The sequence below is a fragment of the Nocardia sp. NPDC006044 genome (assembly GCF_042871115.1).
In the GTDB taxonomy this organism is placed as follows: Bacteria; Actinomycetota; Actinomycetes; order Mycobacteriales; family Mycobacteriaceae; genus Nocardia.
Window position 1 is genome coordinate 174,247 of the sequence record NZ_JBIAID010000001.1, and the last position, 12,394, is coordinate 186,640.

The following is a 12,394-nucleotide window of genomic DNA, read 5'->3' on the forward strand; positions in this document are numbered from 1 at the left end:
ACCTGCGTCCCGCCCGCTCGATGATGCTCTCCACGATCATCCGGACGATCGTCGTGAACGGCGTACCGATCGGCTACACCGACACGGGCGACCCGAACGGCCGATCCGGCAGTCCCGTCATCGTTTTCGCGCACAGCCTGCTGTTCGGCAGTTGGATGTTCCGCGCGCAGATCGAGGTGCTGCGCGAGCACTACCGCTGCGTCGGCATCGACTGGCGCGGCCAGGGCGGCACCCAGCCGACCAGGGACGGCTACGACATGGACACGCTGACCACCGACGCGGTCGGGCTGATCCGCGCGCTGCGCCTCGCGCCGGTGCACTGGGTCGGCATCGGCATGGGCGGCTTCATCGGGCAACGGGTCGCCGCCCGGCACGGCGAACTGGTCCGGTCGCTGACCCTGCTGTCCACCAGCGCCGGCCCGCAGGACCGGAGCGCGATCGGCAGATACACCCGATTGACCTGGGCGGTACGCCTTTTCGGCTTGACCTGGGCGGTACGCCTTTTCGGCGTCGACCTGGTGCGCGGCCAGGTGGCGAGGCTGCTGTTCGGGCCCGCGTTCCTGACCGACCCCGCCGCCGCGGACACCATCGCTGAATGGGCCGAGCGGCTCGATCGGATCGACAGCGCGGGCAGCCGCAAGGCGATCCGCGGCGCGATCGGCCGTGCACCGGCCGATCCGGAGATCGCCGCGATCACCGCACCGACCCTGGTCGCGGTCGGCATCGACGACCGGGTCACCCCGATCGCGGACGCGTGGCGGCTCACCGAGCTGATTCCCGGGGCGCGTTTCGAGGTGATCGAGAATGCGGGCCACTGTTGCGTTCTGGAGCAACCGGGCGTCGTCACCGCGCTGGTGCAGAGCTTCCTGGCGGAAATCGGCTGATGCGCGACCCTCAGGCGATCGCCCGATCCGGCTGCGGAGTAAGGATTTTGTCGCCGTAGGTGTGCGCGCAGCGCAACGCCAATTCGATATAGGTCGCGCGTTCCTCGATGGAATGCCCGAGCAATTCCTCGGATTGGTTGATGCGATAGCGAACCGTGTTGGGGTGCACGTTCAATTGCTGCGCGGTGGCGGGGACATTGCGCCCGCCGGCCAGATAGGCGAGCAGAGTTTCGCGCAAACGGGCGGTGGTTTCGTCGGCGCTCGTCAATGCGCCCAATTCCCTTGCCGCCATGACCCGCATCGCTTCGACGCTGCCGTCCCCGGTGGTGAGGCAGACCAATTCGACGTCCGCATAACGGATCACCGTCGCGGCGTGGTCGGTTTCGATGGCGACGCGTTGCGCGGCGATGGCCTCGCGATGACTCTGCCGGAACCCGGCGATATCCGGCGCCGACGAACCGATGGCGGCGTGCAGCCCCGGTTGACCGACGGCGGGCAGCGCCGCCAGATCCGGCACGTGCGACGTGGCGATCCAGGCCCACATGCCGCGCACACCGGAGGAGAGCATGAGCGGGCGCGGCGCGTCGAGCAGCGCGGCGATGTCGTTGCCGAACTTCTCCAGCGTGCGCACCGGGTCCGAGGTGGCCGAGGAGTCGTCGGCCCACAGCACGATCGCGGTCTGGTAGCGCCGCAGCGAGTGACCGAGCTGGGTCTCGGCGTGGTCGATGTCGATCGCGTCGCCGCGCAGCAGCGAGCCGGCCAGCCCGAACCGCCGGGCCAGCGCGCCGCGCTGCCACTGCTCACGCTCGTCGGTGTAGACCGCGACCGAGGCCTCCACGCAGGTGTCGGTCCATTCGAGCACCCGATCCCAGAACAGCAGCAGCACCGCGCTGCGCAGCTGGTCGTCCTCGATCGCCTTGTTCAGGAAATCGGTGATGAACTGCCAGAGCATGGCCTGCCCGACCCGATAGGTCCGCATCACCACGTCGATGCCGAAGCCGCGCCGGGCGACCGTGCGCGAGAGCGCGAGCACCTCCGCGGGCGGATGCACCTCGAACACCTCCCGGCTCACCATGGCCAGGAAGCTGCGCCAGTGCGAGCGGGTCGCGGCGTGCAGCATCTCGGCGAGTTCGGCGTCGCCGGGCAGTTGTGCGTTGACCTCGTTGATCTTGCCGTCGACCAGGTCGACCAGTTGCTCGGTCTGCTCGTCGCTGCGCGCCTGCGCCCCGAACTGGACCAGCCAGTCGAGGGCCTCCTGATCCAAGGCCGTCATAGCCCACATTGTGCTGCCCGAGCTCTCCGGGCGCGGCGCATTCGTCCTTTCGGCGCGACGAGATGTCAAGTACCGCCGCCCGGTTCGGCTTCGGCCGAGGCGCCGGTGGCGATCGCCGACCGGTGGGGTCCATGGGTGAAATTCCCGGTCTGAAAAGTTCGCGACGCACACCGCTGGAATGCGGCTGGACGCATGCCGGATAGGTAATCTGAACACGTTCCGCCGACCGGTGGAACGGCAATTCAATGAGTCCGATCGGCACTGACCCAACTCCTGGAGGGCCGTAATGAACGGATCGCGAAAACTATGGACCGGTTTGTTTATCGGACCCGTGGGCATAACCCGGTCATGAAACCGGAGGACGCCGCGCGCCGCTTGTTGGAGGACATTTTGGCGCGGTATACGTCGTTGGAAGAATTCCTCGGCCTACTCCGTGTCGACCCCCTTGTCGATACGACGGAACTGCCCCCGATATCGGCTTACCTCTGGACCATTCCGACGATCACCTGAGGGCGGCGGATTCAGCGGCGGTCGATCGAACGCGGTCGGCGGGACTCGATGTCGTGCGCGAGATCGGTCCAGGTGATGGCGAGCGCGGCGAGCCGGGACCAGGCCGCGTGCACCCGCTGTTCCGGCACATTCTCGGCGGTCATCAGCAAATGATCGGCCAGAATCTGGGCGGCGGCCATGCGGTCGACGGTGCCGCCGAGCGACTCGGGCGGGTGGTCCGCGGTGCGCCGGGGCGGCACCTGCTTGGCCACCCAGTCGTCGATCACGGCGACGACTTCGGCACGGCGGCAGTCGATTTCGGCCAGTCGATCCGGTTGCGCGCGGCGCGTGTGGTGCAACTGCGCGAGCGCCCTGGCCAGCTGGATGACCAGGTGGTCGCCCGGACGGTCGCCGGTGTGCAAGCGGAGTGCGGCCGATAGCTCATGCCAGTCCGGCAGGAGCGGGCGCCGGGCGCCGCCGTCGATCGATATGGCCCGGGCCCTGGGTCCGTCCGCGGTCTGCACGGTCACGAGAGGTGATCGGCGCGACCCGGCGCGTGCTTCTGGCAAATGCGACCGGCTCGTGCCTCACTGAGGAGGCTCGGTGTTCTGGTTCGCGCGCACGATCGCGCGTCCCCCAGCTCTCGTTTGTCCAGCTGCGTGGGCAAGGTGGGCCTTCCCTGGCGACGGTCGAGGTGCATCCGGCCCCGGCGACCAGCCATATTCCTCTGGGTAGACCGGTCGTTCTGCGCGTACCCGAGATAAGGGAGCGAAGCGCCCGGAGCCGGATGCACCTTCAAGTTTCGGTCATCGAGCGGTCCTCCGGAAGCCGAATTCGGGTCATTCCGTGCGCGGTTTGGCCTCTTTGGTTATGCCTCCGCAATCCATGACGTGACGTCCGAGGTCGCCGCCGGGGAAGGACCACGGCCGGCTTCGCGATGACTCTGCTCGCCGCGACCACCTCGCTCGTACTGGCCGCAGGCCCGGCTGCGGCCGGCCCGGCGCACCAGCCGGTGCCGCAGTTCGCTTCGAATCAGGCGTCTTCCGGGGAACCCTCTGCCGCAACGGAATCCGACGCCGGGGCAGATCAAGGCAAAGCGGGCGACGGGAAGGGCGGTGCTGGGAAGGGCAAGGGTAAAGGGGCAAACGGGAAGGGCGGCAAGGGAAAGGGTAAGGGCAAGTCGACCGCCCTCCTGTGACCATTCGGCAGGGCATTTCGGATTGCTGATGGACGTGGAAAACCGGAGCTGACGCCGTCGGAGCGTCGGACCGTTGCGCCGGGCCGGTGTTACATAGCCGCTATGGGATGATTCGTCGGTGCCGGAATTGACCATCGATGAGCTGGCCCGGCGGGTCGGCATGACTGTTCGCAACGTCCGGGCACATCAGACCCGCGGCCTGCTGCCCGCTCCCGAGATGCGTGGCCGCACCGCCTATTACGGCAGTGAGCACGAACAGCGTCTCGGCACCATCCGGTCGCTTCAGGATTCCGGGCTCTCGCTGGACGAGATCGGCGAACTCCTCGGGCGGATGCCGACCGGGCGCGCCGAGCACCTGCTGGCCCTGGCCGGTGCGACCGCCAACCCGTTCGGTCCGGAAGCGCCGATCATCGCCGAAGCGGCGGAGATAAACGAGCTGTGGGGCGACCAGGTCACCCCGGAGCTGCTGCAACGGATCGCGGACTTCGGTCACGTCCGGATCCTCCCCGACGGACGCTGGGAGGTGCGCTCGCCACGGCTCTATCAGGCCGCGACCGAGCTGGCCAACCTCGGTGTTCCACTGGCCGAGGTGGTCGAGCTGACCGAGTCCATCTACGCGCATTGCACCTCGATCGCGGCCGACTTTCTGCGCATGTTCCAGCAGCATCTCGAGGCCGGAGAGCTGTCGGCCGACCGGGAGGAATCGATCGAGCGGGTCTCCGCGCTGGCCGGGCAGTCGGTGCTGGCGATCTTCCGGATCGCCGCGCAGCAGGTCATCGCGGAGGCCTACCAGCTGAACCTCGACTAGCGATTAGACGCGCAGACTATCCATTGCATCAATCAGATGTAACATTGCCTGTATGCAATCAATGGCGAATGCAGACGTGCACGAGACCGCGGCCCTCTTTCGCGGCGGAACCGGGCAACCGTTGTTGCTGCTGCACGGTGGCACCGGGACCTGGCACCACTGGCGGCCGGTGCTGCCGAAGCTGACCACCGCGTTCGAGGTGATCGCCCCCACCCTCGCCGGTCACGTCGGCGGCCCGGCCTTTCCGGTCGACGTGCGCGCCACGATCGCCACCGCGGCCGACGCCCTCGAACGTCAACTCGACGATCTCGGCGTGGACACGGCGCACGCGGCCGGCAACTCCTACGGCGGAGCGCTCGCCCTCGAATTGGCCAAACGCGGCCGGGTGCACAGCGTCGTCGCGCTCTCCCCGGCCTTCGGCTGGGAACCCGGCTCGGCCGAGGGGGCGCGGACAGGGCACAAGTTCGCGGTGCTGGTCCCGCGGGCCCGAAGGTCTTACCGGGCAGCATCTTTCGTGCTGCGCAGCGCTGCCGCCCGACGCATCGCCTTCCGGGAGGCGATGCTGCACGGGGACCGGATGTCGGTCCGTGAAGCTCTCGAATTCACCAGGGGAGCAGCCGAATTCACCATGCTGGACGTTCTGCTGCCGGTGATCCGGACCGACGCGGACTGTCTGCCCGCCGACCTCGATCGGATCGAGATCCCGGTGCTCCTGGCCTGGGCCGAACACGATCGCTTCGTCCCGGCGGCGACCTGCGCGACCCGGTACCGCCGGGAAATTCCGGGTGCCGAATTCCGCCTGCTGCCCGGCGTCGGTCACGTGCCGATGTGGGACAACCCGGACCTCGTCGCCGACACCATCATCGAGTGGGCACATCGGCACGAGCCGGTGCGCGAATAGGCCGAGCCGATCCTCACCAGGGTTGAGCGCCGGGTTCCAGCAGTCGCTTGGGGTGCATGCCGTCGACCTGGCCGATGAACGGCGGATGGATGCTGTAGCCGAGCATGCGGCGGATGTCCTCCGACACCGTGCGGACGGTGTCCCGGGTGATCGACAGGGTGAACGCCTCCTGCGGGCGCAGCCACGGCTCGCAGTATTGGGCGGTGGCGGCCAGGCGCGGATTCGTCGAGCGGTTGGCGCCGCCGCCGTGCCAGAGCGTGCCGAGGAAGAAGACGCACGAGCCGGCTTTCATCACCACGGGTTCCCGCTCGGCCGCCTCGGGCCGGCGATGACCCCACAGGTGGCTGCCCGGAATGATGTCGGTCGCGCCGTTCTCGGCGGTGAAGTCATCGATCGCCCAGATCGTCGCGGCGCCGAGGGCGGCCCGCGGCCGGGGTAGCGGATAGAAGCCGTCGTCGGTGTGCAGCATCTGGGCCTGTTCGCCGGGCAGGATGTTGATTATCTGCAACATCGACAGCAGGTAGTTCGGCAGGAACAGCCGATCCAGCAAGGCCAGCACGCGTGAATGGTCGGCGATCCGGTCGCAGGCGCGGGTCTTGTTCAGCACGCTGTAGACGCGCTGCGTGGTGTGTCCCTCGAAATCGTTGCGGCCGCGCCGATCCAGTAGCGGCGCAACGGCTTCGCGAATCTCGTCGAGTTCTCGCGGGGTGAGCAGGTCGGGCAGGATCACGTATCCGTCGCGCTGGACCGCGGCCAGATCGGCCGCGCTGACCGTCGGGTCGATGGTCGCGCCGCTGCTCGCGGTCCGGCGGTAGGTGCCGGCCAGATCGCCACCCAGGTCCATCAACGATGACACTTCGGTGCTCATGGCGGCTCCTCGAGATCGGAACATAACTGAGTTCGGTTATGCTACGACTGTGGCACGCGCACCGATCGGACGTCAACAACTTCTCGACGCCGCCCGCGACGAACTGGTCCGCGGCAACGGCGTGCTGGAGCTCGTAGCGCTCACTCGGCGCGCCGGTCTGAGCACCGGCGCGCTCTATCACCACTTCGGCTCCAAAAGCGGTCTGCTGGCGGCGATTTACGACGGCTTCTACGAAGGGCTCCGGCACGCCATCGCCGACGCCCACCTGCCCGCAGACGCCGACTGGGCCACCCGCGAACACGAACGCACCCGCCGCTTCGTCGCCTATCACTTCGCCGACCCCCTGGCTTCCGTCCTGCTCGACCGCACCGCCCTCGACCCGCAGCTCACCGAGCTGGAAGCCGTTTACATCCGGACCATGAGCGACAACGCCGCCGGCAACATCCGCCGCGGCCAAGCGCACGGCGAACTCCCTGCCGACGTAGACCCCGACAGCGCAGGCGCTTTCGTCATCGGCGGTCTCCGCTACGGCATCGCCCAGCAACTCCGCATCACCCCGCTCCCGACTCCGGACCGAGCCGCCGACCGCCTCTGGCGTCCCACCGCCGCCGCGCTCGGACTCGCTTGACCGCTCTACTCGGGAGCCTTTGCGAGAGGCGAAGATTCGCTCGATGACGAAGGTTCGCCGGTGCGCAGGGGCGCGCCGACGTGATGCAGGTGCTTCAGCGCCTCGGCGTAGGAGGCGACCAGACCGGTCTCGTGATAGGGCACACCGATCTCGGCGCAGTAGTCGCGGACGATCACCTGGGCGTGCCGCAGGTTCGGTGTCGGCATGCTCGGGAACAGGTGATGTTCGATCTGATAGTTCAGCCCGCCGAGCGCGAGGTCGGTCAAAGCACCGCCACGGACATTGCGCGAGGTCAGCACCTGTCTGCGCAGGTAATCGGGGCGATCGTCGCCGGTCAGGGTCGGCATGCCCTTGTGGTTCGGGGCGAAGATGCAGCCCATGTACAGCCCGAACAACGCCTGGTGCACGGCGAGGAACGCGACGGCCTTGTCGGCGGACAGGACCGCGAACGGCACCGCCAGATAGCCGGCGAAGTGGGCGAACAGCAGCACGCCCTCCAGGACCCGGCGCTTGACCGATCGATTTCTGAGCGCACGCACGCCGGCTACATGCAGGTTCACACCCTCGAGCAGCAGGAGCGGAAAGAACAGGAACGCCTGTGCGCGGCCGAGGAGCCGGGGCAGGCCACGGCTGGCCCGCGCCTGCCGTTGCGACCAGACCAGAACGTCCGGCGCGACATCGGGGTCGAGTTCCTCGTGGTTCGGATTGGCGTGATGCCGGGTGTGCTTGTCCTGCCACCAGCCATAGGCCAGGCCGATGCCGGCGTTGCCGACGATCCGGCCCACGATCTCGGTCGTCCCGCGCGACCGGAAGACCTGGCGGTGCGCGACGTCGTGCATGACCAGCGCGACCTGAGCGAATGTCACCGCCAGGAACGCCGCGACCAGCAGCGTCCACCACGAGTCGCCGACCAGGACGAACGCGGCCCAGCCGCTCGCGAACGCGAGTCCGACGAGGCTGAGCCGGACGGCGTAGTAGATCGGCCGCCGATCCATCAGCCCGGCGGCGGAGATTCGGCGCAACAGGCGGGCATAATCGCCGTCGCGCCGCGCCGGGCGCGGGGCTGACTCCGGGGCCAAAGCCGATGTCGTCATAGCTGTCCTTCCGTCAGTCCGCACGCCGGGCACTGACCGGATCGAAGCTATCGGCTGATTTCTCGTCGCGGGTAATCCCTTGGTATGACCTGGAATAGGACCCCGGAGTGATTTCAGGGAGCCCGCCCGAGCGTCGGATGATCCAGGACGAATCCGGATCACTGAAGGCCAGACAATTGGGGCCTTGATCAATCCCGTTGATGGACAACATGATTGATATGCGGGCAGCGATCGACGAAAGGTATTGTCATGAAACACCTCGGCGCCGCATTGGCGACGGCCGGACTGGTTCTCGTCTCGGTCCTCGGCACGACGGGTACCGCGCAGGCCGCGACCGGCGACTTCATCTACACCGGCCCCGATGGTCAGCGGCACACGCTGCACGACCCGGAAAATGGTAAGTGTTTCCGCATCCTGGGCGTGGCCTACACCGAGAACGCCACGGACCGCGCCGCGGAAACGTTCCGTAACTCCACCTGCACCGAACCGTTCGGCGAGCTCTTCCCGCCCGGAACGCGCGAAGAGAACTCGAACTTCCAATCGGTGCGCTTCGGGCGACCTATCTGATCCGCACCGGATGTTCGCCCCGGCGGGTGGAACCCGGTTTCCACCCGCCTCGATCGAGGCCCCACCCTGCACGGCAGCGAGTGCGGCTAGCGTTTCGGGATGCCGCCGTGGTCGGCGCCGACCATGATTCCGGCAAAGACCGCGGGTTCGTCGCCGTCGATGCGCCGGCTGTGGACGACGCCCGGTCTCGGCCGACCCGGCGTGTCCGGGCGGACGGCGTCGGCGTGCCGCGGCGTGCGCGACCGGGCATGATGATCCGATGGAGTCCGGTCAGCGCAGTGAACCACCGCAGGTGGCAGGGGAGTACGAGACACTCGTCGGCTTTCTCGAGTTCCAGCGAGATACGTTGGACTGGAAGTGCTCCGGGCTCAATGCCGAGCAGCTTCGGCGGCAGGCCGTGCCACCGTCGGCGCTGTCGCTGCTCGGGCTGATCCGCCATCTGACCGATGTCGAACGCACCTGGTTCGCTCGCGTCTTCCAGGGCGACGAGGCGCCCCCGCTGTACTGGGGTGCGAATTCCGTCGACGACACCGACTTCGTCGTCGAGCACGCCGACGTCGACGAGTCGATCCGGTTGTGGCGCAACGAATGTGACCGCTCCCGGGAGATCGTGGCCGGCTGCCGCGAGCTGGACAAGGTCGGCGTCCGGCACCCGACCGGCGAGTCCTACACCCTCCGCTGGATCCTCACCCACATGGTCGAGGAATATGCCCGTCACAACGGACACGCGGACCTGCTCCGGGAGATCATCGACGGTCAGACCGGCGAATAGTGATCTACGCCGGGTGCAGAATCGGCTCGATCCGGTTCAGCTCGGTGATGAGATCGGCTGCGCCGGAACGGATTCGCGGGTCCGGGTCGCGAGTCAGCGTCGTGCAGACGCGGATCGCGGCGTCGCGTTCATCGGCGAACACCCCGTACACGTCCCGCACGGCCGAGCCGATCCATTCGGACTGACTCGCATCCGCTTCCGCGAGCGCGAGAGCGACGATCGAAAGCCCCGCCGCATCCTTTCGGCGGAGCAGAGCCTCGGCGGTCACGGCAGTGACGAACGTGTCCTCCGTATCGAGTGCGAGAGAAGCCAATTCCGCTCGCGCAGAGGGCATTTCGGCGAATATGGCGAGTCCGTGGCCGGCGGCGGCCCGATCTCGGACATCGGTGCCGCGAGCCAACTCGATCAGCGCGGCGACCGCGGCATTTCGCGCGGCGGTCACGCCGGCTCTGCTACCGCTGGTGGATATCCCCGCATCGTCGCAAGATAGCAGCCGTTCGGATTCTGCCCGGGCGGGCGAGCGGATATGCTGGTGAAATGGAGCGGCGCTCCGAATATGCAGGCCACAAGAGAGGAGCGTCGCGTGAGTGCGGATGCCGAGCCGGTGAGTCCGGGCAAGCGCGCGGACGCGCGGCGGAACGAGAAGGCGCTGCTCGACGCCGCTGCCTCGGTGTTCGTCACCGACGGCGTGAACGCCCCGGTGCGCCGGGTCGCGGCCGCGGCGGGTGTCGGCATGGGCACGATCTACCGGCACTTTCCCACGCGCGTGGACCTCATCGCGGCGGTCTACCGGCATCAGATCGACGCGTGCGCCGAGGCGGGCCCCACCTTGCTCGCGACAGCACCGTCGCCGTTCGCCGCCCTGCGTCAATGGGTCGACCTGTTCGTGGACTTCCTGGCCACCAAACACGGGCTGGCCGCGGCGATCCGCAGCGATCCCGACGGCTTCGCCGGCCTGCACGCGTTGTTCCTCGATCGCCTGGTCCCGGTGTTCGACGATCTGCTCACCGCCGCCAGGAACGCGGGCGAGGTCACCGCCGACATCGCCGCCTATCAGTTGATGCGCGGAATCGGCGACATCTGCGCGGGCGCGGAGATGGCCGATCCGAACTACGACGCGCGCGTCACCATCCGCCTGCTGCTCGACGGCTGCCGGCGGTAGAGCGCTATCCCTGGCCGGCGTTGCGCCGCTGCTTCGCGCGATGGGTCAGCGCATCGACGATCCGCTGCCACGCCGGTGACGCGTCGGAGATCCGGGACACGACCAACTTCAGCAGCCCGGCCTGCCCGCCCCCGCGTTCGTGGGCGATCTCCCAGGCGTCCAGGTCATCGATGAGCTGATCCAAGCGCGGATCGTTCGGGTCCCAGTCGACCGCTTGGTCGCAGGCGATAAACAGACGCGTCGTCTCGGGATCGTCCAGGGCCGCGTTCTTCTCCCGAATCCGCTGCGGCATCGCCCGCGGATCCAAGGCCTGCATCAGGATCCAGGAATCCCGTTCGAGCAGTACCCGCTGTTCGCTGATTCCGAGCCCGCGCATCCGGTCCAGAACGGCGACCACGTCGGCGGGCAGCACCAGCCGCTCGCCGCTGTCCAACTCGCCGATCCGGCGCCGGTACTCGGTCAACTGGTCGATCTTGTTCTGCAATTCGGCATCGATATCGACGATCGCCGCCGCGAACTCGTCCGGCCGGGCGTGCAGCAGCGCGTCGATCCGGGCCAGCGGCACACCGGCATCGGCGAGGGTCCTGATCCGGATGAGATCCACCGCCATTTGCGCGCTGTAGCGGCGATAACCAGAGGCGTCACGCTCGGGCTCGGGCAAGAGCCCGACGTGGTGGTAGTGCCGAACGGTGCGCACGGTCACCCCGGCGGTCGCCGCGAGTTGGCTGATCGTGAGCACCGTCCTCCTCGGGTCCGCATCGAACATCGCCGAGTCTAGGGCCGGGCCGCCCAGTCCACGACGTCGCGGATCGCCTGGACCACGGCATCGGGCCGGTCGAAGCAGAGCCGGTGGTGCAGGGTGTCGGGGATGAGGCGTTGTTCGCCGCGCGTGACCGTGCGCACCAGCGCGGCGTCCATCCGCGTCTTGGCGTCGTTCAGCTGGTGCGCCGCCGGCTGGTCCGGATCGATGCCCACCACCGAGAGCGCGATCGCCGGAACATCGGGAAGCCCAGGCCCGGAACGTAATTCGGCGGCAAGGTCGGCCAGCGTGCGGCGTTCGGCGAGGCCGGCGCGCAGCCATTCGGTGCTCACCCGCGCATCGATCAGCGGTTGCCGCACGTGCTCGGGATAGTCCGCGTACAGCTCGGCGTGCATCTCGCGCAGCGCCGGTCGCATCCGTTCGAGCTGTTCCAGATCGGGTCCCATCCGCTCGAACGTGGCCAGACTCGCGGCGGGCGGCATGAAGTCGTCCCAGTCGCGATGAAGACCGTCCAGCCAGACCACGCCGGCCACGTCCTGCGGGTACAGCTGCGCGAGCCGGAAGGCGTAGAGCGCGCCGAGCGAGTGTGCGGCGAGAACCCAAGGGCCAGTTATTTTTTGGGCCTGCAACAGCGCGTGTAGTTCGGTGGCTACCGCGGTGGTGGAGCGCGGCAGGGGGAGCGGATCGCTGTATCCGGTGCCGCCGCGGTCATACAGAACGGCGGTGGTGAACCGCGAAACCTGTTGCTGGACACCGAAATAGTCCAGCCCCACCGCGCTCGCGCCGGGCAGAAACACGACCGCCGGTCCGCCGCTGCCCGACCTGTGCACGAAGAGGCGTCGGCCGTCGATTTCGTGAAACCCACCGATCGGCGGCGCGAGCCGAGTCGAGGAAGTGCTGTTGTTCGTCATCCGACGATGCTCCAACCCTGACGCAGGGTCAAGGTCAAACCCAAGCCGGGGACCCGGCTCGCGATCATCACCGCGTACG

The 12,394-nt window shown here is 67.9% G+C and carries 16 protein-coding genes; 9 read left to right on the plus strand and 7 right to left on the minus strand.

Annotated elements, in window-relative coordinates:
- Positions 1–20: 20 nt before the first annotated feature.
- Positions 21–884, plus strand: a complete 864-nt coding sequence (locus tag ACFYO1_RS00885; protein ID WP_387225853.1) for an alpha/beta fold hydrolase — start codon at positions 21–23, stop codon at positions 882–884.
- 10 nt (positions 885–894) lie between these two features.
- Here ACFYO1_RS00885 and ACFYO1_RS00890 read toward each other — a convergent pair whose 3' ends face one another.
- Both ACFYO1_RS00890 and ACFYO1_RS00895 read right to left on the minus strand, forming a co-directional pair.
- Positions 895–2,157, minus strand: coding sequence for a PucR family transcriptional regulator (locus ACFYO1_RS00890; protein WP_387225854.1), 1,263 nt, complete (start codon positions 2,155–2,157; stop codon positions 895–897).
- 521 nt (positions 2,158–2,678) lie between these two features.
- The gene (locus ACFYO1_RS00895; protein WP_387225855.1) at positions 2,679–3,176 is read right to left on the minus strand and encodes a DUF4254 domain-containing protein; all 498 of its coding nucleotides are present in this window, start codon (positions 3,174–3,176) and stop codon (positions 2,679–2,681) included.
- 407 nt (positions 3,177–3,583) lie between these two features.
- On the opposite strand from ACFYO1_RS00895, the gene ACFYO1_RS00900 reads away from it, so the two are divergent.
- From ACFYO1_RS00900 to ACFYO1_RS00910, 3 genes are all read left to right on the plus strand, one after another.
- Positions 3,584–3,844, plus strand: coding sequence for a hypothetical protein (locus tag ACFYO1_RS00900; protein WP_387225857.1), 261 nt, complete (start codon positions 3,584–3,586; stop codon positions 3,842–3,844).
- A 118-nt stretch (positions 3,845–3,962) separates the two neighbouring features.
- Positions 3,963–4,652 carry a MerR family transcriptional regulator gene (locus tag ACFYO1_RS00905; RefSeq protein ID WP_387225858.1) on the plus strand — a complete coding sequence of 230 codons (690 nt, stop codon included), beginning with the start codon at positions 3,963–3,965 and terminating at the stop codon, positions 4,650–4,652.
- A gap of 52 nt (positions 4,653–4,704) precedes the next feature.
- Positions 4,705–5,553, plus strand: a complete 849-nt coding sequence (locus tag ACFYO1_RS00910) for an alpha/beta fold hydrolase (protein WP_387225860.1) — start codon at positions 4,705–4,707, stop codon at positions 5,551–5,553.
- Positions 5,554–5,566: 13 nt separating this feature from the next.
- Here ACFYO1_RS00910 and ACFYO1_RS00915 read toward each other — a convergent pair whose 3' ends face one another.
- Positions 5,567–6,421, minus strand: coding sequence for a phytanoyl-CoA dioxygenase family protein (locus ACFYO1_RS00915; RefSeq protein ID WP_387225862.1), 855 nt, complete (start codon positions 6,419–6,421; stop codon positions 5,567–5,569).
- Between the two features lie 49 nt (positions 6,422–6,470).
- Between ACFYO1_RS00915 and ACFYO1_RS00920 the strand changes: the two genes are divergently transcribed.
- Positions 6,471–7,049 (plus strand): TetR/AcrR family transcriptional regulator, encoded by a 579-nt coding sequence (locus ACFYO1_RS00920; protein WP_387225864.1) that lies wholly within the window; start codon positions 6,471–6,473, stop codon positions 7,047–7,049.
- 5 nt (positions 7,050–7,054) lie between these two features.
- Here ACFYO1_RS00920 and ACFYO1_RS00925 read toward each other — a convergent pair whose 3' ends face one another.
- Entirely contained in the window at positions 7,055–8,143 is a 1,089-nt protein-coding gene (locus ACFYO1_RS00925; protein ID WP_387225866.1) for a fatty acid desaturase family protein, read from the minus strand.
- Between the two features lie 249 nt (positions 8,144–8,392).
- On the opposite strand from ACFYO1_RS00925, the gene ACFYO1_RS00930 reads away from it, so the two are divergent.
- The 3 genes from ACFYO1_RS00930 (at position 8,393) to ACFYO1_RS00940 (ending at position 9,482) form a co-directional block, all read left to right on the plus strand.
- Entirely contained in the window at positions 8,393–8,710 is a 318-nt protein-coding gene (locus ACFYO1_RS00930) for a hypothetical protein (protein WP_387225867.1), read from the plus strand.
- 99 nt (positions 8,711–8,809) lie between these two features.
- Positions 8,810–8,962: a hypothetical protein gene (locus tag ACFYO1_RS00935; RefSeq protein ID WP_387225869.1), complete on the plus strand. Its 153-nt coding sequence runs from the start codon at positions 8,810–8,812 to the stop codon at positions 8,960–8,962.
- A gap of 7 nt (positions 8,963–8,969) precedes the next feature.
- Positions 8,970–9,482 (plus strand): DinB family protein, encoded by a 513-nt coding sequence (locus ACFYO1_RS00940; protein ID WP_387225870.1) that lies wholly within the window; start codon positions 8,970–8,972, stop codon positions 9,480–9,482.
- 4 nt (positions 9,483–9,486) lie between these two features.
- On the opposite strand, the gene ACFYO1_RS00945 is transcribed toward ACFYO1_RS00940, so the two are convergent.
- Positions 9,487–9,924: a hypothetical protein gene (locus ACFYO1_RS00945; protein WP_387225873.1), complete on the minus strand. Its 438-nt coding sequence runs from the start codon at positions 9,922–9,924 to the stop codon at positions 9,487–9,489.
- A 114-nt stretch (positions 9,925–10,038) separates the two neighbouring features.
- On the opposite strand from ACFYO1_RS00945, the gene ACFYO1_RS00950 reads away from it, so the two are divergent.
- Positions 10,039–10,644: a TetR/AcrR family transcriptional regulator gene (locus ACFYO1_RS00950; RefSeq protein ID WP_387225874.1), complete on the plus strand. Its 606-nt coding sequence runs from the start codon at positions 10,039–10,041 to the stop codon at positions 10,642–10,644.
- Positions 10,645–10,648: 4 nt separating this feature from the next.
- Here the strand turns inward: ACFYO1_RS00950 and ACFYO1_RS00955 are convergent, their stop codons facing one another.
- Both ACFYO1_RS00955 and ACFYO1_RS00960 read right to left on the minus strand, forming a co-directional pair.
- Complete coding sequence (locus ACFYO1_RS00955; protein WP_387225876.1) at positions 10,649–11,383, minus strand: MerR family transcriptional regulator; 735 nt, start codon at positions 11,381–11,383, stop codon at positions 10,649–10,651.
- Positions 11,384–11,418: 35 nt separating this feature from the next.
- Positions 11,419–12,315, minus strand: a complete 897-nt coding sequence (locus tag ACFYO1_RS00960; RefSeq protein WP_387225878.1) for an alpha/beta fold hydrolase — start codon at positions 12,313–12,315, stop codon at positions 11,419–11,421.
- Positions 12,316–12,394: the final 79 nt, after the last annotated feature.